The organism is Anaerobacillus alkalidiazotrophicus (genome assembly GCF_001866055.1).
The window spans coordinates 1-26,177 of the sequence record NZ_MLQS01000030.1; the positions used below are offsets into that span (position 1 = coordinate 1).

Annotated in this window: 20 protein-coding genes, 1 other RNA gene and 4 pseudogenes; 22 read left to right on the forward strand and 3 right to left on the reverse strand. The window is 36.8% G+C overall.

Annotation, left to right across the window (positions count from 1 at the left end):
• Positions 1–165 precede the first annotated feature (165 nt).
• Both BKP45_RS16195 and BKP45_RS21780 read left to right on the forward strand, forming a co-directional pair.
• Positions 166–1,380, forward strand: a complete 1,215-nt coding sequence (locus BKP45_RS16195) for an ISL3 family transposase (protein ID WP_071389646.1) — start codon at positions 166–168, stop codon at positions 1,378–1,380.
• 119 nt (positions 1,381–1,499) lie between these two features.
• Positions 1,500–1,625 (forward strand): annotated as a pseudogene (locus tag BKP45_RS21780) (transposase); the annotation flags it as partial.
• Positions 1,626–2,050: 425 nt separating this feature from the next.
• Here the strand turns inward: BKP45_RS21780 and secG are convergent.
• Entirely contained in the window at positions 2,051–2,281 is a 231-nt protein-coding gene (gene secG, locus BKP45_RS16200; RefSeq protein ID WP_071389647.1) for a preprotein translocase subunit SecG, read from the reverse strand.
• Positions 2,282–2,557: 276 nt separating this feature from the next.
• Between secG and BKP45_RS16205 the strand changes: the two genes are divergently transcribed.
• From BKP45_RS16205 to ssrA, 5 genes are all read left to right on the forward strand, one after another.
• Positions 2,558–3,247: an alpha/beta hydrolase gene (locus BKP45_RS16205; RefSeq protein WP_071389648.1), complete on the forward strand. Its 690-nt coding sequence runs from the start codon at positions 2,558–2,560 to the stop codon at positions 3,245–3,247.
• A 75-nt stretch (positions 3,248–3,322) separates the two neighbouring features.
• Positions 3,323–4,069 carry an alpha/beta hydrolase gene (locus BKP45_RS16210; RefSeq protein WP_071389649.1) on the forward strand — a complete coding sequence of 249 codons (747 nt, stop codon included), beginning with the start codon at positions 3,323–3,325 and terminating at the stop codon, positions 4,067–4,069.
• Between the two features lie 62 nt (positions 4,070–4,131).
• Positions 4,132–6,486 carry a ribonuclease R gene (rnr, locus tag BKP45_RS16215; RefSeq protein ID WP_071389650.1) on the forward strand — a complete coding sequence of 785 codons (2,355 nt, stop codon included), beginning with the start codon at positions 4,132–4,134 and terminating at the stop codon, positions 6,484–6,486.
• 294 nt (positions 6,487–6,780) lie between these two features.
• Positions 6,781–7,248 carry an SsrA-binding protein SmpB gene (gene smpB / locus BKP45_RS16220; RefSeq protein WP_071389651.1) on the forward strand — a complete coding sequence of 156 codons (468 nt, stop codon included), beginning with the start codon at positions 6,781–6,783 and terminating at the stop codon, positions 7,246–7,248.
• Between the two features lie 157 nt (positions 7,249–7,405).
• Positions 7,406–7,758, forward strand: a transfer-messenger RNA (tmRNA) gene (gene ssrA / locus BKP45_RS16225).
• A gap of 88 nt (positions 7,759–7,846) precedes the next feature.
• Here ssrA and BKP45_RS16230 read toward each other — a convergent pair.
• Positions 7,847–8,110 (reverse strand): annotated as a pseudogene (locus BKP45_RS16230) (recombinase family protein); the annotation flags it as partial.
• A 665-nt stretch (positions 8,111–8,775) separates the two neighbouring features.
• Between BKP45_RS16230 and BKP45_RS16235 the strand changes: the two are divergent.
• The 6 genes and pseudogenes from BKP45_RS16235 to BKP45_RS23595 form a co-directional block, all read left to right on the forward strand.
• Positions 8,776–8,990 (forward strand): annotated as a pseudogene (locus BKP45_RS16235) (nitroreductase family protein); the annotation flags it as partial.
• A 203-nt stretch (positions 8,991–9,193) separates the two neighbouring features.
• On the forward strand, positions 9,194–10,216 hold the full coding sequence (locus tag BKP45_RS16240) for an ATP-binding cassette domain-containing protein (protein ID WP_071389652.1): 1,023 nt from the start codon (positions 9,194–9,196) through the stop codon (positions 10,214–10,216).
• Between the two features lie 32 nt (positions 10,217–10,248).
• Positions 10,249–11,055: an ABC transporter permease gene (locus tag BKP45_RS16245; RefSeq protein WP_071390129.1), complete on the forward strand. Its 807-nt coding sequence runs from the start codon at positions 10,249–10,251 to the stop codon at positions 11,053–11,055.
• A gap of 375 nt (positions 11,056–11,430) precedes the next feature.
• Positions 11,431–13,677, forward strand: coding sequence for a glycoside hydrolase family 97 catalytic domain-containing protein (locus tag BKP45_RS16250; RefSeq protein WP_084787828.1), 2,247 nt, complete (start codon positions 11,431–11,433; stop codon positions 13,675–13,677).
• Between the two features lie 10 nt (positions 13,678–13,687).
• A complete protein-coding gene (locus tag BKP45_RS16255; RefSeq protein ID WP_071389653.1) occupies positions 13,688–13,933 on the forward strand; it encodes a substrate-binding domain-containing protein in 246 nt (81 codons plus the stop codon).
• Positions 13,934–14,142: 209 nt separating this feature from the next.
• Positions 14,143–14,328: pseudogene (locus tag BKP45_RS23595) on the forward strand (substrate-binding domain-containing protein); the annotation flags it as partial.
• A gap of 127 nt (positions 14,329–14,455) precedes the next feature.
• Here BKP45_RS23595 and modA read toward each other — a convergent pair.
• Entirely contained in the window at positions 14,456–15,256 is an 801-nt protein-coding gene (gene modA, locus BKP45_RS16260; RefSeq protein ID WP_071389654.1) for a molybdate ABC transporter substrate-binding protein, read from the reverse strand.
• 161 nt (positions 15,257–15,417) lie between these two features.
• Here modA and BKP45_RS16265 point away from each other — a divergent pair, with 161 nt between their 5' ends.
• The 9 genes from BKP45_RS16265 to BKP45_RS16305 all read left to right on the forward strand — a co-directional run bounded on the left by BKP45_RS16265 (position 15,418) and on the right by BKP45_RS16305 (position 26,106).
• A complete protein-coding gene (locus tag BKP45_RS16265) occupies positions 15,418–16,380 on the forward strand; it encodes a substrate-binding domain-containing protein (protein ID WP_071389655.1) in 963 nt (320 codons plus the stop codon).
• A gap of 264 nt (positions 16,381–16,644) precedes the next feature.
• Positions 16,645–17,610 carry a C40 family peptidase gene (locus BKP45_RS16270; protein ID WP_245747431.1) on the forward strand — a complete coding sequence of 322 codons (966 nt, stop codon included), beginning with the start codon at positions 16,645–16,647 and terminating at the stop codon, positions 17,608–17,610.
• 194 nt (positions 17,611–17,804) lie between these two features.
• Positions 17,805–18,755, forward strand: coding sequence for a cysteine synthase A (gene cysK, locus BKP45_RS16275; RefSeq protein ID WP_071389656.1), 951 nt, complete (start codon positions 17,805–17,807; stop codon positions 18,753–18,755).
• 535 nt (positions 18,756–19,290) lie between these two features.
• Entirely contained in the window at positions 19,291–20,787 is a 1,497-nt protein-coding gene (locus BKP45_RS16280) for a multicopper oxidase family protein (RefSeq protein WP_071389657.1), read from the forward strand.
• Positions 20,788–21,185: 398 nt separating this feature from the next.
• Positions 21,186–22,124: a malate dehydrogenase gene (gene mdh / locus BKP45_RS16285; RefSeq protein ID WP_071389658.1), complete on the forward strand. Its 939-nt coding sequence runs from the start codon at positions 21,186–21,188 to the stop codon at positions 22,122–22,124.
• Positions 22,125–22,200: 76 nt separating this feature from the next.
• Positions 22,201–23,910, forward strand: coding sequence for an FAD-binding protein (locus BKP45_RS16290; protein WP_071389659.1), 1,710 nt, complete (start codon positions 22,201–22,203; stop codon positions 23,908–23,910).
• Positions 23,910–24,863 (forward strand): succinate dehydrogenase/fumarate reductase iron-sulfur subunit, encoded by a 954-nt coding sequence (locus BKP45_RS16295; protein WP_071390740.1) that lies wholly within the window; start codon positions 23,910–23,912, stop codon positions 24,861–24,863. Before BKP45_RS16290 ends, BKP45_RS16295 begins: the two co-directional genes overlap by 1 nt.
• Positions 24,863–25,741 carry a CoB--CoM heterodisulfide reductase iron-sulfur subunit B family protein gene (locus BKP45_RS16300; RefSeq protein WP_071389660.1) on the forward strand — a complete coding sequence of 293 codons (879 nt, stop codon included), beginning with the start codon at positions 24,863–24,865 and terminating at the stop codon, positions 25,739–25,741. Before BKP45_RS16295 ends, BKP45_RS16300 begins: the two co-directional genes overlap by 1 nt.
• Positions 25,742–25,764: 23 nt before the next feature.
• Positions 25,765–26,106 carry a hypothetical protein gene (locus tag BKP45_RS16305; RefSeq protein ID WP_071389661.1) on the forward strand — a complete coding sequence of 114 codons (342 nt, stop codon included), beginning with the start codon at positions 25,765–25,767 and terminating at the stop codon, positions 26,104–26,106.
• Positions 26,107–26,177: the final 71 nt, after the last annotated feature.

A 26,177-nucleotide genomic window follows, 5' to 3' on the forward strand; every position in this document is an offset into this window, starting at 1 on the left:
GGCTCTATAATAATTGTTGGGGTATCCAAACAATTAGGTTAGTGGTGATATTCTTCTTTTTTGCTTCATGGGCGTAGCCCATGAAGCAAAAAAGAACACGCAACCTACCAATTCTTTTATACTTGAATTGACGAGAAACAAGTAAAAGATTGGGGTTGCGTGTGAGTGAATTTTATCATAGATTTGCCAGGATTGAAAGATGTGCTCATTAAGAAGGTTGAAGAGGTTGATCATGTCATACGATTTTTTGTGGAGGTGGAGCGTAAAGCTCAAAGGTGTCCTAGATGTAGGTCTATCACAAAACGAGTACATGATTATCGAATTCAACGTGTACAACACTTAAAGATGTTTGAGCGTTTAACACAGTTGTATTATAGGAAGCGCAGATATGTTTGTCGTTGTGGTAAGCGATTTGTAGAAAAAAACTCCATTGTAGAGCGTTATCAAAGAACATCGATCGAATGGAATCAAGCTGTTTCTATTCGGGCTATTAAAGGAAAAACGTTTAAAGAAACAAGTGAGATTTACGGTACTTCAGCTACGACAATCGTACGACGTTTTGATCGGATTTCAAAGAATGAGATTCGAAAGATAGAAGAGCTACCAGCGGTCATAGCTATTGATGAATATAAGGGAGATACAAAAGAAGGCAAATACCAATTAATCATCGCTAATGGTGAAACTCGTGAACCACTGGATATTCTACCAAACCGTTCGAAAAAAACANTTAAAGAGTACCTTAGAAAGCATGGTTCACAGGTAAAGATCGTCATTATGGATATGAGTTATTCATTTAAAGCAGCGGTTCAAGAAGCTCTTGGTCGCCCTGTTATCGTGGCAGATCGTTTTCACTTTTGTAGATATGTGTATTGGGCGTTAGATGGAGTAAGGAGACGTGTCCAAAAAACATTTCATGCCTATGATCGCAAGAAGTGTAAACGAATGAGGTATGTCTTTCATAAAGCAAATGATNTATTAACAGACGATGAAAGGTGGCACTTACACAGATATTTAGATATGTCAGATGAGCTAAGAAGCGCCTATGAATTAAAAGAAGCTTACCGTTTATGGTTTGATCGAGCAAAAAAGTTAGGTCCCGAAGACCTTAATCAAGTGAAAAATGAATTGTTTCAATTATACGAGAAGTTTCAAAAAGAGGGTATTTCGGAGTTGTCAAAGGTTGTACAGACGTTTAAAAATTGGCAGATCGAAATCTTAAATAGTTTTGTATACAAGTATTCAAATGGATTTTTGGAAGGGATAAATAATTCTACAAAAGTCTTAAAAAGAAATGCTTTTGGCTTTAGAAATTTTGATCGGTTCCGAGCGAAAATATTATTGTCACATCAGTATAAAAGAATAGGGTCTCATGTCGGATAGTAGGCTTTAGTATAAAACCCTTATCATTTTTCGAGGGAATTCCCTCGAAAAATGATAAGGCCACCAAGCGTAGCGCGGTAGCCTAAGATCTATCTACCCCAACATTTGACGTAGAACCNGAAGGGATAAATAATTCTACAAAAGTCTTAAAAAGAAATGCTTTTGGCTTTAGAAATTTTGATCGGTTCCGAGCGAAAATATTATTGTCACATCAGTATAAAAGAATAGGGTCTCATGTCGGATAGTAGGCTTTAGTATAAAACCCTTATCATTTTTCGAGGGAATTCCCTCGAAAAATGATAAGGCCACCAAGCGTAGCGCGGTAGCCTAAGATCTATCTACCCCAACATTTGACGTAGAACCAAAATTTCTAACTTGGAAACTGTCTAGCTTCAGCGCCCTATCGACTAGAAAGCTTCCTTCGTCTCGTCTACGATAAGTCGAGAACGAAAGTCTAACGACTTTCGACTCTCCTATATCTCACTCGACTCAGTCCAGCTTATTACGTCTAGAGCTGCGGCGCTTGCGCTTTTCTTACGGTGTTATACACTTTTCATGATTTATGTGGAGTTTTCCGATACAGTAGAAAAAGCATCTACATAGTGCAATTGGGTCCGTATCAAAAAAAGCCATACCACTTATCAATGCGTGGTACAGCTTTAAAGGTTTATTATGAAAAATAAGCAACCAAAATTGTGAAAATAAAAAACAAAACGGCCAAAATAACGGTAGACTTTTGAAGAACTGCATCAATTCCACGTGCTTTTTGCTTACCAATTAATTGCTCAGCTCCACCTGAAATAGCACCTGCTAAACCTGCACTGCGACCAGATTGTAGTAAAACAACAATGATAAGTAAAAGAGAAACAATTACTAATAACACTGTAAAAAACGCTTGCACGACATACACCTCCAACGTAAGTTCACATTATTTTAAATTTACCACAATAATTACGAATGTACAAGTCTGTCCCAGTAATATTATATATTAATGAAACAAAAACGGTGACACATACGTAGAACTAGAGTAAGATTGTTACAATTGCCAATATATTCTTAAACTATTTTTTGACCTACACAATCATCATTAAACTTCTTACATAGTAGACTCCGTAACGTATCTATTAAAAAGGTGAATGATCAAAGTATGCTACACTTATAAATAGTGGGTGATAAAATGATCGGTTGCTTATGTATTCATGGATTTACTGGAGAAGCTAAAGAAGTAGAACCCCTCACTAACTTTTTGAAAAAGAAAAGAAATTGGCTTGTTTACTCACCAACGTTACCGGGTCACGGTAGCAGGGATGGCTTAAAAAAAGCGACATTTAAGCAATGGCTCTATGCTGCAGAAGTTGCGGTTGAGGAGCTATTAAATCGTTGCCACAAAGTCTATGTACTTGGATTTTCTATGGGCAGTATGATTGCCACACATATAGCATCGAAATATCCGATTCATAAGCTAGTACTTTTAAGCGCCTCTGCCTATTACTTAAACCCGAAGCAAATAGTCGAAGATATGAAAGGCTGGATTATTGAAGGATGGCGAGGTGAGTTAAGAAGTGATGCCTTGTATAGGCTTTATCGGAAAAAAGTAAAAAACACACCATTGAAAGCTACTATAGAATTTGCCAAAATCGTGTATAATACTAGACCGATTTTAAAAAAAGTAATAGTTCCAACACTAATTGTTCAAGGCGAATGTGATGGACTTGTCCCAGCTAAAAAAAGTGCTGAATATATTTATGAAACAATAAGTTCGACTAATAAACAGCTATATTACTTTAAAAATTCAAAGCACTATATTTGGCTAGGAGAAGAGCGTGAAAAGTTATTATCAATCATTAATAATTTTCTTGAACAGTAGAACATACACGCGGACGGTAAGTCTGAAATAATCGAAGTTTCTACTAAAGCAAAGGTATGATGGAGGTTACATGAAATGAAAGCAATTGCGCCAAAACCATTCACTTTCACAGGAGGGGATCGTGCCGTCTTATTACTTCATGGGTTTACTGGGAGTTCCGCTGACGTTCGAATGTTAGGGAGACATCTTCAAAAAAAGGGCTATACGTGTCACGCCCCTCAATATAAAGGTCATGGTGTACCGCCAGAAGAACTTGTTCACACTGGGCCAGAGGATTGGTGGAATGATGTTGTTGACGGCTATCATTACCTAAAAGATAGAGGTCATGAGGAAATTGCTGTAGCAGGTCTATCTCTAGGAGGGGTATTTTCCCTTAAATTGGGTTACACTTTACCTATAAAGGGAATTATCCCAATGTGTGCGCCGATGCATATTAAGAGTGAAGAAGTCATGTATAGAGGTGTACTTGCTTATGCTGAGGAGTACAAAAGACGTGAACAAAAAAGCAATGAAGAAATTAGAGTTGAAATGGAACAGTTTCAAAAGACTCCGATGACTACTCTTAAATCCTTACAAGGTTTGTTGCAAGAGGTTCGTGACAATGTAGATATGATTTATACCCCAACATTTGTCGTACAAGCCCGACATGATGAAATGATTAATACTGAAAGTGCTACTATTATATTTGAAGAGGTCGAAGCTGAGTTAAAAGAATTAAAATGGTATGAAGAATCTACCCACGTTATTACGTTAGGGAAAGAAAAGGAACAACTACACGAAGATGTGTATAATTTCTTAGAAAAATTAGATTGGGGGGTCTGACCCCCACTGGTTTAAAGCTTTAAAGCGATGGGGGTCAGACCCCCAAAAAGGAGGTTAGAAACATGGATTATAAAAAAAGAACAGAACAGTTGCTAGCATTTATGCGAGAAGAGGCTTACAAGCCACTATCTGTCACAGAGCTAGAAGAAGCGTTCGGGATTGAAGATTCTAGTGAATTTAAAAATTTCGTTAAAGCATTAAACGAAATGGAACAAAAAGGTATGATTGTAAGAACGCGAAGTAACCGATACGGTTTACCAGAGAAAATGAATCTCGTTCGTGGTAAAGTACAAGCAAATGCAAAAGGCTTTGCTTTTGTTATCCCGGAAGATAATATGACAGAAAAAGATATTTATGTGACAAGTGCAGATATGAATAGCGCGATGAATGGTGATGTCGTTTTAGTACGACTTCATCCAAAATCTACAGGGGCTCGTCCGGAAGGGCAAGTTATTCGTATTTTAGAACGAGGGCTTACTCAAGTAGTAGGTACATATTCTGAAAACAAGCACTTTGGTTTTGTCATTGCTGATGACAAGCGGATCCCTAACGATATTTTTATCTCTAGGGAAGCTAACGGTGGAGCCGTTGACGGTCATAAAGTGGTTGTGAAAATCGTAAAGTACCCAGAAGGAAGAATGAGTGCAGAAGGGGAAGTTGTCACGATATTAGGTCACAAAAATGACCCTGGTGTTGATATTCTTTCAATCATTCACAAACATGGGTTACCGCAAGAGTTTCCAGAAGAAGTTATAGAACAAGCGAATGCCGTGCCTGATGAAATTGACCCTGAAGAAATTAAAGGTCGCCGTGATCTTCGGGAACAAACGATTGTTACGATTGACGGTGCAGACGCAAAAGATTTAGATGACGCTGTTAACGTAGAACGTCTTGATAACGGTAATTATAAGCTTGGTGTTCATATAGCCGATGTTAGTTATTATGTAAAAGAAGATTCACCAATTGATAAAGAAGCATTTGAGAGAGCTACTAGTTGTTATTTAGTAGACCGAGTAATTCCGATGATCCCACATCGTTTATCAAACGGTATTTGTAGTTTAAATCCAAAGGTGGATCGTTTAACCCTATCATGCGAAATGGAGATTGCACCTGATGGACAAGTGGTCGCACATGAAATTTTTCAAAGTGTAATCAGGACAACAGAGCGAATGACGTATACGGATGTACGAAAAATTTTACAAGATGAGGACGACGAAGTAACAAAACGTTATGAGCCACTAATTCCATTTTTTAAACAAATGGGTGAATTAGCTGATATTTTACGTAAAAAGCGTATGGAAAGAGGCGCAATTGATTTTGACTTTAAAGAATCAAAAGTGCTTGTCGACGAAGAAGGAAAACCAACAGACGTTGTTATTCGTGAGCGTTCAATTGCAGAACGCTTAATTGAGGAATTTATGTTAGCGGCCAATGAAACGATTGCTGAGCATTTTCATTGGATGAAAGTACCGTTCATGTACCGAATCCATGAAGACCCTGATGCTGAGAAGCTAACGAGGTTTTTAGAGTTTATTACGAATTTTGGCTATGTTGTTCGTGGAACTGCAAACACACTCCATCCAAGAGCGTTGCAAATGTTACTCGAAGAAGTACGAGGTGAGCCAGAAGAAACGGTCATTAATACTGTCATGCTACGTTCAATGAAGCAGGCAAAATATGATCCAGAGAGCTTAGGTCACTTCGGTCTTTCGACGGAATTTTATACACATTTCACATCGCCAATTCGTCGTTATCCTGACTTAATCGTTCATCGTTTAATTCGTAAATATTTAATCGAAGGAAGAACAGATGAATTTACAACAAGCCACTGGGCTGAAAAGCTGCCAGTAATTGCGAGTCATTCTTCTGAAATGGAAAGACGTGCGGTGGAAGCAGAACGTGACACAGACACATTAAAGAAAGTTCAATTTATGGAAGATAAAATTGGTGAACAATTTGAGGGAATGATCTCAGGTGTTACTAACTTTGGTATCTTTGTTGAATTACCAAATACGATCGAAGGGCTTGTTCATGTTAGCTACTTAACAGATGATTATTATCATTATGATGAAAAACAATATGCTATGATTGGTGAACGTACTGGAAACGTGTTCCGTATCGGTGATGAAATCGAAATTAAAGTTATTGGGGTCAATACTGAAGAAGCATCTATTGATTTCGAAGTTGTCGGTATGAAAGCAAGAAAAGAACGTGCACCAAAGTCAAAACCAAAAGTTATCGTAGGTGCTGGCAAACGTAAAGAGCGTGGCAAAGGTAATAGATCTGAAACAAAAAAACCAGATACAAATAAGTCTGCCGAAGACAAATCAAAACGCGGTAAAAACAAAAAGAAGAAAAAGTTTTATGAAAATGCTCCAAAAAACAAACGTAACAAAGGTAAGAAACGCAGTAGGTAAAAAACAAAGCCCCTTGTGGAATTCCAATTCCACAAAGGGCTTTGTTTAGTAAGGTTAACTCCTGTGAGAAACATAATAGAATGGATGGACTTGAGGTGGGTTTATTTTAATGATATTTTAAATCCAAATTGTATTACATAGTAGTCAATGTTCTACTCTTTTTTAATTTGATCCCTTATTAACCCCATCGATCCCTTGATATGTCAAAAGAAAAATGGTATTATTTCATTCTAGGACAACAAAGCTTAAAGCTTGTGTTTTCCTAGTCAAAGGTGTTGTAGAGGAGGTTCTAGTATGGCTAAGCTTGAGGGCAAAGTTGTTGCACAAAATAAAAAAGCTAACCACGATTACTTTATTGAAGAAACGTACGAAACGGGCATAGTGCTTACAGGTACGGAAATAAAGTCAATTCGAGCTGGGAAAGCTAATATTAAAGATTCTTTTGCTCGTATTAAAAATGGTGAAGTATTTTTATGGAATGCTCATATTAGTCCATACGAACAAGGAAATCGTTACAATCACGATCCTTTGCGAACACGCAAACTTTTAATGAAGAAAAAAGAAATTAGTAAACTGATCGGTACGACAAAAGAACAAGGATACACACTTGTCCCGTTAAAAATTTACTTAAAAAATGGTTTTGCGAAAGTATTAATTGGCTTAGGTAAAGGTAAGAAAAACTATGATAAGCGTGAATCTCTTAAAGAAAAAGATGCTAAGCGCCAAATCGAAAAAGCATTTCGCGAAAGGCAAAAACAATAATTACCATTTATGTCGAATGATCTTTGTGCTATAATTGTTTTTGTAAGAGAGAAACACCAACAATTAAATAAAGTTAGTTAAGCATACTTTGCACAAACTTTCTTATAAACAGTTGTCCAACAACTGTCTTACTCAGAGAATTATCTCTGAATCAAAAGGGGACGTTTTGGATTCGACAGGGATAGTTTGAGCTTAAGTTGCGAGTCGAGGGGGTCGGCCTCGTTAAAACGCCAACGCCTATAACTGGCAAAGATAATTACGCTTTAGCTGCTTAATATAAAGTAGCTGCTCCTCCCTCCATCGCCCATGTGGTAGGGGTCGGGGCTCAACTTAGTGGGATACGCCGGCTGTCCACCGTCTGAGGACGAAGGAAGAGATGAACCAGACTAGCATCAAGAACGCCTGTCACTAGGCAGATTTGATTGCGAAACTCGAATATAGTGACTACACTCGTAGAAGCTTAAGTGCCAATATTTCTGGACGTGGGTTCGATTCCCACCGTCTCCACCATACATACGAACATCAACCGAGTAGCCGTGTTAGGCTACTCGGTTGTTTTTATATTTTAAAGAAGTTTTCTGGCTCTATTTTCTTTTCAGGATACAAACTGAATCCCCATCTCTCCAAAGTGTTGAATAATAGTTAGGATATCTAATCTTTTACGTCCAAGATGAGAGATACTTTCAACAACAACCGTATCGCCTTTCTTACCACCTCAAACAACTGATATAAACCACTACGATCTTTAATGGTACCGGTGAACTTTTCCTTTATAATTTTTTCACAGCCGTATTCTGAAAGCATACTAATTTGTCGATCTAAAATTTGTTCGACAGTGTACACGAGTGTAACCAATAATCATATGCCACCCTCCAGAAAGTATGTTTATTTTACATAATAAGAATTTATAAATTTCTAACTTGGAAACTGTCTAGCTTCAGCGCCTACGAGCTCGGTCACTTCAGGCCCTTTCGGAAGCCAAAGAGCGACTTCTGTCAAAGGCCGCCCCAGTGAAGCTACTACTTGGATTACTTCGAAGCGGCTTTGCGACGAGCAAACGGAGTGGCACAGGAGCAGCTGCTCGTGACCAAGGCGCTTGCGCTTTTCTTGTTTTACTTCAGGTTTAATTGTTATAAAGGTATTTGGTAATATTTTTGGTAATCACTTTTGGTAATGAAGAAACTTAATAAAATCAGAGACTAGTAGCATGATAAGAGATTGTTACAAAAAATATGGTTTTTGGTAATGATATGTATTTAAATGACATAAATGTTATTCAGCAAACGGACCATATTCTTGAATAAGAGAAGGAATTATTCGTAAGTAAAATCGATCTATAAGTTATTCAATAACAGGGAGTTTAGTAAATAAGCTAGTTAATGAGAAGGGATTTTAATGGACATCAATCCAAAAATTGGTTATCCTAACAGCGGATCTGTTATCAAACAGAGGAATTATAAATCCGGTGATTGTCTGAAAAATCTGTTTACAAAATACAGAAAAGGAAGGTTCATTCACATGATGGGAATGGAGAGTAAAAAACAAGAAATTATAAAAACTTACCAGTTCGGTCATGCTTGCAAGGCATTTGATATCAACAAAAAGATTTCGGATGGAGATTTTCACTTTATTTTGGAAACAGGAAGATTGTCTCCAAGTTCATTTGGCTTCGAGCCGTGGAAGTTGTCGTGATCCAGGATGCAGCGCTTCGCGAAAAATTAGAACCTGTATCCGGAGGTGCCTAGGGACATCTACCCACTGCGAGCCATTTTGTAGTTATATTGGCAAGATGTAGTCTGGCTTAAAGAAGGTACTACTCCAGAAAAGGAATTAGAAAATGTTGATGACTAGGTTATGCTCTATATGAATAAATATATTAGGTTGTGATTGAACAGAAAAACAAGCAGGATTAAAAAGGAATGGAATTTAAGAAGGAGTGAAAAGCTTGAACAAAACATTTAATAAGTCACAAGAATTAGCAATTGAAGTAAAGAATCTTGTCAAAGAATTTGGTGAAAATCGTGCCGTAGATGGTGTAAACTTAACGATACCTAAAGGGACTGTATATGGTTTCTTAGGGCCGAACGGTGCTGGTAAAACAACTACAGTCAGAATGCTTGCTACACTACTTCCGCCAGATGGCGGCAGTGCAAGTATACTTGGTTATGATCTTGTAAAAGAAGCAGATGAAATTCGCAGTCGGGTAAGCTTGACGGGACAATATGCTTCAGTAGATGAGGTTTTAACTGGGTTAGAAAACCTTATCTTAATTGGTCGGCTCTTAGGTTTTTCAAGAAAGCAAGCAAAGGAGAGAGCGATGGAATTGTTGAATGCCTTCGGGTTGGAGGAGGCTGCAAATCGCCAAGTGAAGAAATATTCTGGTGGTATGCGGCGCAGATTAGATATCGCGGCAAGTATTGTCGTTACACCGGAATTGTTATTCCTTGATGAGCCAACGACAGGGCTGGATCCACGCAGCCGAAATCAAGTGTGGGATATCGTTCGAGCATTAGTTAACTCAGGAACTACTGTATTATTGACTACGCAATATTTAGAAGAAGCAGATCAACTTGCTGACAGGATTGCTGTCATTGATCAAGGTAAAATTATTGCGGAAGGAACGAGTGGGGAGCTTAAATCATCTGTCGGTTCAAGTACGCTACATGTTCGTTTACTAGACCCAAAAGAAAGACAAAAGGCAGAAAAAATACTTGCTCAAAAGCTAAATGTGCCTATTCTTTTTGCCTCTGATCCGACTGCACTTTCAGCACAAGTTTCGGACACGGAGAAGGCAACAGACGCATTAGGAGAATTGATTCGTTCTAATATTACGGTTACTGATTTTTCACTTGGTCAACCTAGCCTTGATGAAGTATTTCTTACATTGACAGGACAACCTCCTTTAGAAGAAGTTGATAAGGAGAATAAAACGGATAAAAATAAAAAAGTCAAGGAGGCAGTACAGTGAAAACATCCAATCAAACGACAGTAGACCAATCGATGACGGATAAAATCCAAAAAGTATTATCCGTACGTACACGTCCGCAAAGACCTAATGGTTTAAGATCTTCTATGACAATAGGCTGGCGTGCTCTTCTTAAAATAAAATACGTCCCTGAACAGCTTTTAGATGTTACTGCATTTCCAATCATGTTCCTGTTAATGTTCACCTACTTATTCGGCGGTGCTATAGCTGGCTCAACAAGTGAATATTTGCAGTTTCTTCTTCCGGGTATTCTAGTAATGACCGTTGTACAGATTACGATGTACACGGGGGTGGAATTAAACAATGATATTTCAAAAGGGATTTTCGATCGTTTCCGTTCCTTGCCTATTTGGCGTCCTTCTATTTTAGTCGGGATGCTCCTTGTGGATTCTGTCCGCTATACGTTAGCATCTGCGGTTATGATTTCCCTCGGTCTTATCATGGGCTTTCGGCCAGAAGGAGGAGCACTTGGTGTAGTTGCTACAGTGGCGCTTCTCATCTTATTTTCATTTAGCTTGTCTTGGATTTGGACGACACTTGGGTTAATTTTACGATCAGAGAAATCCCTCATGGGTGTAAGTATGTTAGTCATGTTCCCATTAACTTTCATCAGCAACGTTTTTGTCGATCCACGGACACTACCTTCCTGGTTACAGGCTTTCGTTGATGTGAACCCAATCTCACTGCTTGTAACAGCATCACGAGGTTTGATGCACGGTACGGCCACATTTGAACAAATTGGATGGGTAATTATAGCATCCGTAATCATTATGGCGATATTTGCACCTATTACGATGTATTTATATAAAAATAAAAAATAATGTGTTCGAGTAATTGGTAAATATGACTGGTATTACCGAAAAAACCTAGTGAGTTAATTCTCGCTAGGTTTTTTCGATTTAGTATTTAAAGTATTCTTATTATACAACTTCACTTAAAAAGGATCTTAATTCGTTCGGTCTTCCTCATTTATCTGAAAAGCATGCTCGATATAGGAGCGCTAGTTTGCACGAAGTTAGGAGCAATTTCTGCAATTCCGACTATAGATGAAGTTTCTGATTCAAAGGAACATAAACCGATGTCATCAAGTTAGGGTTACAAATAGTTACCGTAGTGTATATTATCGTTTTATAAGAATATATATTAATGTTGAAAAAGAAAAAGCGTGAAGGTTTAAAGGAGGTATTTGGAATAGGATGAATAATGATGGTATGATCATGTATCAAGTTCAGCCAGGAGAAACGATTTATTCAATCGCATGGAAATATAATGCCTCGGTTTTTGATATTATGACTTTGAACAGGTTATTATATCCTATTTTAGTTCCAGGTCAACTACTTCAAATACCTATTCGTTTTGTAAAACATGAAAGTCACCCATATCGTACAACAACGAGTTTTCCTGTTTCAAAGACAGAATCTTCATGTGAAGAAACTATATATGATCAATCTATCGATGGTACCTATTGTATATCTTCACCAGATGGAAAAGTTCAAGTTACTTTTATGCTACAGCAAGGTATTCCTTATTATCATGTACGATATTTCGATAAAGATATTATTAATCCTTCCGCACTTGGGCTTACTTTTAAAGATACTGAACCGCTCGATCATAACTTTCGCAGCGTAAATGTTACGTATGGCAGTTTTGATCAAAGTTGGACACAGCCTTGGGGGGAAGTGAAGGAAATTCGTAATCAATATAACGAACTTCGAGTCGCTCTTGAAAAGACCACTGAAACTCGCCTTAGAATGACCATAGCTTTTCGGGTGTATAATTGTGGGCTTGGTTTTCGCTATGAACTGCCTAAGCAAGAGGAACTTATTAATTTTAAACTAATAAACGAGGAAACTGAATTTGCACTTACTGATGATCATCAGGCATGGTGGATTCCAGCATACCAACCAGAACGTTATGAATACCTATATAGAAATACTCCCATTAGCTCTATCTCCAAGTCTTTCCGTGCTGTTCACACACCGTTCACCATGAAAACAGCAGACGGATTATATCTCAGTATTCACGAGGCTGATCTAAATGATTATGCCTCTATGACATTAATGCCTTATCAGAATCATACCCTAAAAGCTGATCTTGTTCCTTGGTCAGACAGTGTAAAAGTAAGAGGATCTTCTCCTTTAACAACCCCTTGGCGTACGATCCAGATTGCAGAAAAACCAGGTGATTTACTGACATGTTATTTGAATTTAAATCTTAACAAACCTAATAAGTTAGGAAATGTTTCGTGGGTAAAACCAGGTAAATATATTGGGATATGGTGGGGTATGCATCTTGGGAAATATACTTGGAGCTCGGGTCCTAAACATGGTGCAACCACTGAAAATGCAAAGAGATATATCGATTTTGCAGCTAAATATGGCATTCCAATGGTGCTCATTGAGGGGTGGAATATAGGTTGGGATGGTGATTGGCTAAAGCATGGAGAACAATTTGATTTTACAACCCCACATGAGGACTTTGATTTAGAAGAAGTAGCATCATATGCAGCGAAAAAAGGCGTAAAAATTATGGGGCATCACGAAACTTCTTCAGTTATTCAAAATTATGAACAGCAAATGGAAGATGCTTTTGCGCTTTATAAAGAATTAGGAATTGATTCTGTAAAAACAGGTTATGTAGGTCAGGATCCCGCGATTGAACGCCGAGATAATCAAGGAAACTTAATAGGGATGGAGTGGCATCATGGACAATATATGGTAAATCATTACAAAAAAGTAATAGAGACTGCAGCCAAATATCAAATCATGTTGAATGTCCATGAACCAATTAAGGATACCGGAGAAAGACGTACTTATCCAAATATGATGACACGTGAGGGGGCACGAGGGCAGGAATATAATGCCGGGAGTCCTGATGGAGGGAATCCACCAGACCACACGACGATCCTTCCATTTACGAGAATGCTTGCGGGTCCTTTTGACTACACACCTGGAATTTTTGATTTATTTTTTGACGAATATAGACCATATAATAGAGTGAAACATACTTTAGCAAAAGAACTAGCTTTATATGTTGTACTCTATAGCCCGTTGCAGATGTTAGCGGATCTCCCTGAAAATTATGAGAAAAACCTTCCAGCATTCAAATTTCTTTTAGATGTACCTGTAGATTGGCAAGATACGAAAGTATTAAATGGAGAAATAGGTGAATATATTACGGTTGCTCGTAAGGATAGAAATAGTGAGGATTGGTATTTAGGCAGCATCACGAATGAAATAGGGCGTATACTTGAGGTACCTCTCACCTTTCTTACCCCATCTAAAAAGTATATGGCTGAAATTTATGCTGATGGTGCTAATGCGGATTGGATCACAAATCCATATTCCCTTCATATTCATCAGTTACTAGTAGATAGCAATACCGTACTAAACATAAGGCTAGCTAACGGTGGTGGTCAAGCGATACGTTTTCAAGGTGTCTGAGACCCACCGAGTGAGAAATGAAAAGCTAAGTTTTAAGAACACCAATTCGGTGTTCTTTTCTTTTGAATCGCATATTGAAACTAGTAACTCAACAGAAGCAACTATTTCAAATGGAAAAAAAGAAGCATTAAAATTGCTCAACTTAAAAGATCCTCCAACGGCTATCTTTGCTTGTAATGTTTTATTGGCAATTGGAGTTATAGAAGCAGCAAGTGAAATGGGACTTCATATTCCAGCGGATTTATCCCACTCTTAAGGGGCAAGTAAGACCCCCACCTCAAAACTTAAGAAAATCGAGAAGTTTAGGTGGGGGATAAACTGCCCCTAAAGGTCCGATATAGAATAACTTTCATCAGCAAATGCTGATGATTAGTTATTCTTATGCCCGTGGTATAAGTTGAACTAACAATCAGTGGGGGATGAAGGAAAACCCCCACTGATTGAAGTTCAGCTTTAACTGTTGTTGGTTTTGATGATACTATACTTTCTAGAATTATTACTCCACGTATGACGACTATTTCACAACCGATTCAAGAAATGGGTAAGAAGGTTTTTGACATGTTACTAGATAAAGATTTTCAAAATCAGAAGGTACTTTTTTTACCAGAATTAGTTGTTAGGAATTCTACAGGAGAAATACGAAATAGATAATTACCCAGATTACCAAACGACCAAGATCTGTAAAGAGGAAAAGGTGCGTTGTGTATAACAGCGCCTCTTTGTCTTTTGTGAAAAAAGAGAGTTACGAAAAAGTAACTCTCAAAATGCATACTGTTGCTTATTTGTCGCCTGGAACAATAAAACCATAGTCTTCCATAATAGGTTTACCAATTGGTCCTTTAATAAAATTAATAAATTCTATTGCTAAATCTACTTCATTTGTGCGATTAATAACGGCGATGGATTGTTCAAGAGGAGCATGAAGAGCATCATCAATTAGATGAAAATTGACTTCACCTTCTTTATAGAGCGATAAAGCGATAATCCCTGCTTCAGCATTTTTTGTTTCAATAAAAGTAAGCGTTTCGGATATATTTCTACCAAAAACAAGTTTATGTTCTACTTGATCCCAGAGACCTGCAGTTTCTAGTGCTTGTTTGGCAGCTAGCCCATAAGGAGCATGTTCAGGATTAGCAATTGCAATCTTTACAACCTCTGGCTTTAACAAATCTTCTAATGTTTCGATTTCGATCGTCGTACTATCTGGTACAGTTGTAACACCAATTCTGCCGAATGCATATGTTGTTTGAGTGTCAGGAATAATTAAGTTTTTTTCGCGTAGGTTGTCCACAAAATCAATGTTTGCTGCCGCAAATATGTCAAATGGTGCACCGTGTTCAATTTGATCGGCTAATTGACCTGTTGATCCAAACGAAAAGGTAATTTTCGAATTTGTTTCTTCCTCAAATAATTTCCCTACTTCCGTGAAGGCTAATGTTAAGTCTGAAGCTGCAGCAACTGTTAACTCACGGACTTCATCATTTATTTCTTCTGATAATTGTTTTTCATTACAACCACTACTAAATAAAACAAGTAGGATGGTAAATGATATAATAAAATAAAAATTTATATTTTTCATTAATAGATTCCCTTCATTTATAATTAGTTATATCTAGTTATAATTATATATATCTAGTTATAATTATATATATCTAGTTAATGCTAGGCAATGGAAGGTGTCATAATATATTACCTTAAATATATCTATTAATCGTTCACGACTAAAAGGAGGTTTTTTAGTTGGAGAAAAAGTCATATACTACTGAAGAGGTTGCCCAAATATTAAAAGTTTCGAAACTAACGATTTATGATTTGGTTAAAAAAGGATTATTGCCGACTTATCGTGTTGGAAGACAGATGAGAATTGATCCTGAAGATTTAGAAGCTTATATTAATCGTTCTAAAAAAGGTGCCTCTACTATTTCTATTAAAGAAAACGAATTTCCAGAAAGCCCAGTTAGTAACGGTAAGGGGCAACGACAAGGATTTAATAATACTAGGCAAATCGTGATTAGTGGTCAAGATTTTAGTTTAGATATTTTAGCGAATCATATTGAAAACTCTTTAAATGGCATTCGACCACTTCGTTCTTATGTAGGAAGTCTCGAAGGATTAATCTCCATGTATCAAGGCTACTCTGATATCGTGAGTACACATCTGATTGAGGCTGAAAGTAGAGAATATAATTTACCGTACATAAATAAAATTTTAGTTAACTTTGAATATGTAGTTATTAACCTTTTATCAAGAAAGGCTGGCTTTTTTGTTCAAAAAGGAAACCCTAAAAAAATAAAAAACTGGCTTGATTTGAAATCCCCAAATATAAAAATAATCAATCGGGAAAAAGGGTCTGGCGCACGGGTTTTAATAGATGAAAGCCTAAAAAAACATCAAATTTCAATTCATGAAGTTAATGGTTATGGATATGAGGAAACAAACCATTTAAGTGTAGCGAGTGCGGTCGCAAAAGGGGTCGCAGATGTTGGTGTCGGAATAGAAAAAACGAGCAACCTTGTTCATGGTGTAGAGTTTATTCCTCTAATTAATGAAAGATACGACTTAGTGATTTTAAAGACTCCTGAAAATAAAGCACTAATTCCACAAATTCAATCAATATTAAATTCAAATAGTTTTAAAAGTGATCTAGACGCATTAGGCGGTTATGATCTGTCAAAAACAGGACAAATCATCTATGAAACGTAGGAATCCCCCTCAAGTTGAGGGGGATTATTACATGATGAATGGTTTTGGCAATTATGATTTGACTCAATTAATAAATTCAACACTTATCACCACTGAAAGAAAAACTTCATCGACATCGTAAGCGTCGTATAAGCTACTACTTTGACAATCTTCGACTTTTGTAATGTAATTTTAATAATACCTACATAATCTCTTCAAATGTTGTTGATAGATTCATCATGTAAAAAATTTATTTAAATAACAGCATTTAAGGAGTGAGTTGTTTTGAAGAAAGTAAGAGCAATAAAAGGGTTTATTTTGACTTCGGTCATTACGGGTGCATTAATGACAAATGCATCGTATAGTGAAGCTGCATTAGGAGACCAAATACTTCGAAAAGGAATGGTTCATTCAGATGTGATTGAATTACAGGAGAAGTTAAATATTAAATCCTACTATAACTATAGTATTGATGGAATTTATGGTCCAATCACAGCTCAGGCAGTTAGGGATTTTCAACGGAATAATAGTCTGATCGTTGATGGGATTGTTGGGCCACAAACAGTTTCCGCACTAAAGGAAAAAAGGATAGATGCTCCCGTAACAATGATAAAGTCAGCAGTTGCTTCAGCAGATTCATCCGTTATACTAAGACAAGGTGACAGAGGGAAGCACGTGTCTGAGTTACAAAAAATGCTACAGGCTCATGGTTACTACAATTATTCAATAGATGGGATTTTTGGGCCGATTACAGAGCAAGCGGTAAGAAACTTTCAACAACAAAAAAATATACAAGTCGATGGAATCGTAGGCGCACAAACGTTTCGTGTTTTAAAAGCTGCTGCATCAAATAATACATCAACTTCTAATAATAGTGAAAAAGGTTCATCGTTTAATATAAATAACTTAATAAATGATGCGAAAAGTTTACTAGGTTCACCTTATGTTTGGGGAGGAACAACTCCTAGTGGATTTGATAGTAGTGGTTTTATTACCTATGTATTTAATAAAAATGGGGTATCATTACCACGTACTCACAGCGAGTATTGGAAGTTAGGTATCGCCGTAAGTCAACCTAAAAAAGGAGACATTGTTTTCTTTGAAACATATAAAACTGGTCCTTCACATGCAGGTATATACCTAGGGGGTGGCGAGTTTATTCATAATAGTTCATCACAAGGGGTTATTATTTCAAGAATGGACAACCCATATTGGAATCCACGTTTTATTGGTGCTAAAAGATATTCATAATATTGTTGTTGAAAAACAGATTCTATACAAAAGGATCTGTTTTTTCATTTGAGCGGGAGAAATTTCTAAGAGTTAAGCAATCAACATATTTTCTTTATATCACCACCATACTTTTCACATAAATTACAGGTATGCTAAAAAATGAGAATTATTTCACTTACAAAATTCTGGGTATAAATTAAGGAGGATGTTTGATGACTGATGTATTAAAACGACCTAAAATTGCTAGAAATATTACGGAGTTAATTGGAAGAACTCCATTGGTACGACTTAACACCATAAGTGATGCTACTGGTGCCGAAGTTCTTGCAAAACTAGAGTATTTCAATCCGTTATCAAGCGTTAAAGACAGAATTGGGGATGCTATGATTCAATCTGCCGAGGTGCAAGGATTGATTACAAAGGAAACTGTAATTATTGAACCAACAAGTGGTAATACAGGGATTGCCTTAGCCTTCGTTTGCGCTGCGAAAGGTTATCGGTGCATTCTTGTTATGCCTGAAACAATGAGTATCGAACGACGAAATCTTCTAAAAGCACTAGGGGCAGAGCTAGTATTAACAGAAGGAGCAAAAGGGATGAAGGGAGCGATTGAAACAGCAGAAAAACTACTTGAAGAAACACCTAATGGTTTTATGCTACAACAATTTAGTAATCCTGCAAATCCACAAATACATCGCGAAACAACAGCAGAAGAAATTTGGTATGACACTGATGGACAGGTAGATATATTTATTAGTGGAATTGGTACTGGTGGAACGATCACAGGTGTGTCAGAAGTGTTAAAAGAAAGAAAACCTTCTATTCGTTCAGTTGCTGTTGAACCATATGATTCTCCTGTTTTATCAGGTGGAACTCCAGGTCCACATAAAATTCAAGGTATCGGAGCGGGGTTTGTTCCTGAAGTGTTAAATGTTTTAATCTTTGATGAAATCATTCAAGTGAAAAACAAAGAAGCATTTCAAGCAGCCCGTAGCCTTGGAAAGGAAGAAGGAATTTTAGTGGGTATTTCTTCTGGAGCAGCGGTTCATGCTGCAACGGTTGTTGCAAAGCGACCTGAAAGCAAAGGGAAGACAATTGTTGTTACTTTACCTGATACTGGTGAAAGATATTTGTCGACCGCATTATTTCAAGAGGAAGAATAAAACTAATTTTTTTTTCAAGAAAAGACCAATTTACTAAGTTGGTCTTTTTTACTTGCGTTCCTAGCAAGCCGTATTGGAGGAATAAGAGATGGAGAAGCAATTCGTAGGGAAGTTGGTGCAGAAATCTTATGGTTACATAATCTAGAAGCTGCAACAAAAGAGGATATCGACAATGGCGAAGACTATTTTAGTTTAATGAGAAAAAATATTGAAACATTAAAAATCGCCTTAAATTAAAAACGAAAAGCAACTTGGGATTCCCAGGTTGCTTTTCGTTTTATGGATTATATCAAAATCTCAGAAGATTTGTAAAAGCTTTATATAGCTTTAGTTAAAGTAAAGAAATAAGCCTAAATTCCGATTAATTTTCTCAATTTTCTTAGGGGAAATTCAGTAATGGTAACCGACAATAAATATTAAAAGTACTGTATTTACTGTTACCAATATATTTATGTTACTTTTGTCGAACTTTCAACAAACTTTCTTCGAATTTTAATGTTAATTTATATTTAATGAATCAAAAGGAGGAATTAGTGTGAAAAAATTAAAAATCGTGTTAATAATTTTGTTTTTAGGAGTACTATTTTCAGCATGTAGTAACCAATCTTCAAATGAGGAAGAAAGTATTGGGGAAACGACAGACATAGAAGAAACAGTTACACCAATAGAAACAGCATCAGATGATATAAAAATATTTACGATTGAAGCAGTAGAAGAGAATTGGCAATATACAACCGATAAAGTGACTAAAGCTTGGATGTATAATGGAATGCTTCCAGGTGAAGAAATTAGAGTAAATGAAGGTGACGAAGTGGAACTCCGCTTTTTAAATTCATTACCAGTATCGACGGCATTACACTTGCACGGATTACCCATTGTAAATGAAATGGATGGAGTTCCAGGAGTTACACAAAACGTTATACAACCAGGAGAAGAGTTTATTTATTCCTTCAAGGCAACTTTACCAGGGACGTATTGGTATCACTCACATGAAAATAGTGCAGAACAATTGTTTAGAGGTATGTACGGGGCAATTGTAGTTGAAGAAAGTACAAATAAAAATCATAAGATTGATCAGGTTGTATTTATTAGTGAATGGTCAGCGATGGTAGAAGAAATGTATGACGAGAGTGAAAAAGATGGTGGGGAGCATGGAAGTACTGGTGGTGCTCATGGTGCTCATGGAAACGGAAATGGCGTTGAATTACCTCACAATGAGATGATGAATGATGTATACAATACGGTTGTTATAAATGGAAAAGCAGGAGCAGATATTAGTGGATTTGTAGTGAAGGAAGGGGAATCTAATCGCTTAAGATTTATTAATTCAGGCTTATATACACAGACAATCGTTATTCCAAATCACGAATTTAAGGTAACACATTATGACGGTCAGCCTGTGAACGAACCAACAGTAATTAAAAATGAAAAACTTTTAATTGCACCTGGAGAAAGATATGATATTGAGATTATTTTAAACAATGCTGGAGCATGGGGCATAGAAATATTTGCTGAAGCAAATAAAGAAAAATTAAATAGTATCCTGCCTCTTGTTTATGAAGGCTATGAAAATGAACGTCTTCAGATTAACAATGAAAAATTGTCTACCTTTGATATGACTAAATATGGACAGAGTCAACAAATTGAAAGAATTAATAGTGTAACAAAGGAATTTGAGATGGTCTTAGCTTCAAATGATGGAGATGAGACATTCACTATTAATGGTAAGAAAGCCCCTGATTTAGAGGTATATGAAGTTAACGAAGGGGATGTAATCAAGATGACTATTACGAATATTAGTGGTGTTGATCACCCGATGCATAGTCATGGACACTTCTTTTATGTGATTTCAAAAAATGGAGTATCCGTTCAAGGTTCACCAATCTTAAAAGATACGTTAAATGTTAGGCCTGGTGAAACGTATGAAATAGTATTGATTGCAGATAATGCTGGAAAATGGTTTTTTCATTGTCATGAGCTTCATCATGCGGAAAGTGGAATGATCTCATTAATTGATTATGCAGGTAACTAATCAATATTGGAATAATAAAAACTTCTACATGACATGTTTCTGTAGGAGTTTTTGTTTTTACTAGTTAAATTTTTGAAATACGTAATTTTTTTAGGAGTTTGAAATTATACAAACTTTCTTTGTTGTTTTTTCAATAATTTATTTTTTAAGCAATAAAAATTTAAATATTTCGTGAATACATAATTTCTTTATAAAATAACCATATTTCTCACAAAACTTGTAGTTATTTTAAAAATTAAGTTTTATTTTTTTATCTAAAACCTACGTTTAAGAAAGAGGAAAGTCATCTTGGTAGAGATTAGAGTATATGGGCATCTGTTTCAGGACTAATAGATATTAGCTAAGAAACATGCAGTGGTAGAAAAAAGATTCGAAGAAAAATGGAGGTAACAAAAGATATGTCAATTAAGCGAAGAAAAATTTCCGTTATTGGTAGTGGATTTACTGGTGCAACAACTGCACTCATGGTAGCTCAAAAAGAACTTGGGGATGTAGTTTTACTAGATATTCCTCAATTGGATGGTCCTACGAAGGGTAAGGCGTTAGATATGTTAGAAGCAAGTCCAGTTTTAGGATTTGATGCAAATATTGTTGGTACTTCAAACTATGAGGACACCACTAGTTCTGACGTAGTTGTGATTACAGCAGGGATTGCTAGAAAACCAGGTATGAGTAGAGATGATCTCGTTAATATCAATTCTGAAATTATGAAAGCTGTTACGAAAGAAGTTGTAAAGTATTCGCCTAACTGCTTAATTTTAGTGTTAACAAATCCAGTAGACGCTATGACTTATATTGTTTCCAAAGAATCAGGGTTTCCAAAGAACCGTGTTATTGGTCAATCAGGAATATTGGACACTGCTCGGTTTCGTACATTTGTTGCTCAGGAATTGAATGTATCGGTTGAAGATGTTATAGGACTTGTTCTAGGTGGCCATGGGGATGATATGGTGCCATTAGTTAGATATTCCTATGCTGGTGGGATACCGATTGAGAACCTATTACCGAAAGATCGCCTAGATGATATTGTTGAACGTACACGTAAAGGTGGTGAAGAGATCGTTAATTTGCTAGGGAACGGAAGTGCCTACTTTGCACCATCTGCTTCAATTACACAAATAGTTGAAGCAATCATAAAGGATAAAAAGCGAATTATTCCTACAATTGCGTACCTTCAGGGTGAATATGGCTATCAGGACCTTTACTTAGGTGTTCCAACAATTATAGGTGGGGACGGTATAGAAAAAATTATTGAGTTAGAATTAACTAATGATGAAAAAGCAGCATTAAAAAAGTCGGTTCAATCTGTATATAGTGATAAAGAGTTTTTAAAATAGAGAAGATATAGGCGATGAGCAAAAGGAGACGTACAATACAAACCAAGAGATAAAGATGAGTTTAGGAGGAGAACCGATGCTAGCTTATGATGTAGTAGTAGTTGGAGCAGGTGGAGCTGGAATGATGGCAGCACTTTCTGCGAGTGAAGATAAAAGTTTAAAAGTTGCATGTATATCTAAAGTATTTCCGACAAGGTCACATACCGGTGCAGCTCAGGGTGGAATTAATGCAGCGATGGGGTACCGTGATTCAACGGACTCTCCTGAAAAGCATTTTATGGATACAGTAAAAGGGAGCGACTTTTTAGCTGACCAAGATGCAGTTGAATTTTTCACTTCAAAAATGCCAGAAATTATTTCTGAATTAGATTATTATGGTGTACCTTTCTCACGAGATGGAAATGGTAACATCGCACAACGTCCATTCGGTGGTGCATCAAGCCCTAGAACTTGTTATTCGGCAGATAAAACAGGGCATGTCATTCTTCATTCGATTTATGAACAGTGTTTAAAAAATGAAGTAGAGTTTTTTGATGAGTGGTTAATTCTTTCTTTAACTGTGGAAGAAGGAAACTGTACTGGATTAGTAGTGATGGACCTAAAAACGGGTGATATTGTTCCGATGAAAGCAAAAACAGTCGTCATTGCTACTGGTGGTTTTGGAAGAGTTTACTGGAATAGAACGACAAATGCGATCAATATGACAGGTGATGGTACAGCGGCTTGTTTTAACGCGGGAATTCCATTAAAAGATCCTGAGTTTGTACAGTTCCACCCAACAGGATTAGCTTCTACAGGAATCTTATTATCTGAAGCCTGTCGCGGTGAAGGTGGATATCTATTAAATAAAGATGGCGAACGCTTTATGGCTAGATACGCACCAGAAAAAATGGAATTAGGACCACGTGACTTAGTTTCTAGAACAATCGAAACAGAGATCAAAGAAGGCCGTGGTTTCGGTGAAGGAATGAATGCCTATGTGTTAATGGATTTAAGACACCTAGGTAAAAAGAAAATTATGGAGCGTCTACCACAGGTACGTGAGCTGGCGATGGAGTTTGAAGGAATCGATATGCTAGAAGCACCTGTACCAATTCGACCAAGCTGTCACTATATGATGGGTGGTATTCATGTAGTAGATCCACAAACTCTAAGCACAACGATTGATGGCGTACATGCTGCTGGTGAATGTGCTTGTGTATCGCTTCATGGTGCCAATCGTTTAGGTGGAAATTCAGTAGCAGATGTTGTGTTATTTGGAAAATATGTAGGGATTGGTGCGAAAGAATCAGCTCACCGTCGCTCATTTGGTTCAGAAGTTAAACTAGAACAAGAAACAGAAACATGGAAAGAGAAATTTAAAATGATTCGTAATAAAAAGAGCGGATCAAATATTGTTGAGATTCGAAATAAAATGGCTCAAACGATGTGGGATAATGTTGGAATCTTCCGTGAAGAAAGCGAAATGAAACAAGCTTTAGCGGATATTGAACACTTGCTCGTTGATTATCAAGATACGTATATCGGTGACCCGGCAGTTCGTTATAATATGGCATTTGTAAACTATGTTGAGATTGGCAACTGTTTAACGTTAGCAAAAGCCATCGTAATGGCTGCGCTCAATCGAAAAGAGAGTAGAGGCTCGCACACGAGAAAAGATTTCCCGACGCGTGATGATGCGAACTTCTTAGCACACACACTTGTTCATAAAAAGGGAGATCAGTATGAACTAGAATATATCCCTGTTAAGATTACAAAGTATAAACCAGAGGAGCGAAAATACTAATGGAAAAATTTATTTTTAGAATTCATCGCTATGACGGGACAACCAAGTGGGTTCAAGAATATCAATTCCCTTATGAAAAAAATAAAACTGTCCTTTGGGCATTAACAAAAATTAAAGATGAAATGGATCCGACATTAAACTTTACTTCTGCCTGTCGTCACGCTATTTGTGGGAGCTGTGGAGTAAGAATTAACGGAACATCTTATCTAGGCTGTAAAACGCCACTAGATGAAATCATCGAAACGTTCGAAACAAATGTTTTAACATTTGAACCGTTACAAAATTATGAAGTAATTAGAGATTTAGTTATTGATTGGAAGCCAAAAGTGGAGAAGCTTAAGCTTGTTAAGCCATGGTTAATCCCTTCTGAGGACGGAAGTGTAGAGAAAGGCTTTAAGCAAAGTGAAGCAGAATTTGCGAAAATTGCTTCACCAACTGCCTGTATTCTTTGTGGGGTATGTACATCAGAGTGTGGACAGCTAAATGTAAATGATGGTGGGTATCTTGATCCGTTCGTTTTAAATAAAGCTTACCGTTTTGCTGTTGATTCAAGAGATGCTGATCCACTACAACGTATTCAGCCAGTACTAGAAAATGAATTATGGAAATGTATTCACTGTATGCAGTGTGTAACGAACTGTCCAAAAGGTATTCCGTTAACAGACCAAATTGCCTACTTACGAAAAGTTTCGATGAAAATGGGTGCTAAAGATAACCAAGGTGCTCGCCATGCTTATGCATTCTATGATGATGTTCACAAGACTGGTAGATTAAATGAAATGATGTTACCAATTAAGACCGATGGAATGGCAAAGACAATTGGAAAACGAGTTCCGATGGCTACACGAATGATTTTAAAAGGGAAAATTAATCCACTACACATGCCAAAGAAAGTAAAAGGTATAGAGGGAATAAGAAAAATTTATCAATATGCCCAGGAGGTGAGCAAATAATGAGATACGGATTTTTTCCAGGTTGTACATTAGAATCTGCTGCTGGAGAATTAATGATTTCTACAAAAAAGGTAGCAAGTGCTTTAGGTATCGAACTCATTGAGCTTGAGGGGTGGACTTGTTGCGGTGCGAGTCACATTCAAGATGTTGATGACTTTTTAGCAACGAGCGTTAATGCTAGAAACTTAGCGTTAGCCGAAGAATTAAATGCTCCATTAATGACTGTTTGTAACACCTGTACGTTAATGCTTCGAACAGCAAAAAAAGATTTAGATGAAGACCAAGAATTAAAGGAAAAAGTAAACACGGGTTTACAACAATCTGGTTTAGAGTATAAAGGTACGAGCGAAGTAACTCATTTACTTTGGGCAATTATTCAAGACTATGGAATTGAAAATTTAAAGAAGCTAGTAAAAAGGCCACTAAAAGGTTTAAAAGTAGCTAACTTTTATGGGTGTCATATTGTAAGACCACCTCAAATCATGGGGTTTGAAAATCATAGAAATCCACGTTCAATGGAAATCGTTGCAGAAGCATTAGGTGCTGAATGTGTTGATTTTGATCAAAGATTAGCTTGTTGCGGATTCCATGCTGTTTTTCCAGCAGAGAAAGAAGTGTTAAAACTAACGGCGATCAATTGTATATCCCCTAAGATGGCAGGCGCTCATTGTATCGTTACACCATGTCCATTATGTCAAATGCAATTAGATATGTATCAACCAGATGCACAAAAAGGGTACAGTGAAGATATTGAAATGCCAATTTTACACTTACCACAGTTAATTGGTTTAGCATTAGGATTTAGTCCAGAAGAGCTTGCAATTAACCGTCATATTGTTGATGCAGTACCGTTTTTAAAAGAGAGTTTAGGAGTTTAATATTTTTAAGGGAGTAGCTTTATATGAAATACGTGCTTAAAAGACATGAGAAAAAAGCGAAACTTGTAGGAATGGCCAATTCAAACCAACTTTGGCTGCAAAATATGAGAGAAGAGTGGATCCATGATATCTATGAAGAAAGTGATATTCACTACGGTATGATTTATTCTATTCATAAATCTTTCCACCGTCTATCAACGTCGATTACTGGTTTCTTTCAAGATGAAGACACGCAAAAATGGATTTATGTTGAAAATGGTGTAGCTTATAAAGAGGCACCAGAAAACAGTGACAAACCATATGGTTGGGAAGACGATTTGCAAAAGTTAATGGTTAAGGAAATTGAGTATAATAAACAAATGTAGTAGATTAAATATTTAAATTAAAAAACACCTAATAAACTTTTTGTTTATTAGGTGTTTTTTATAAATAAAAT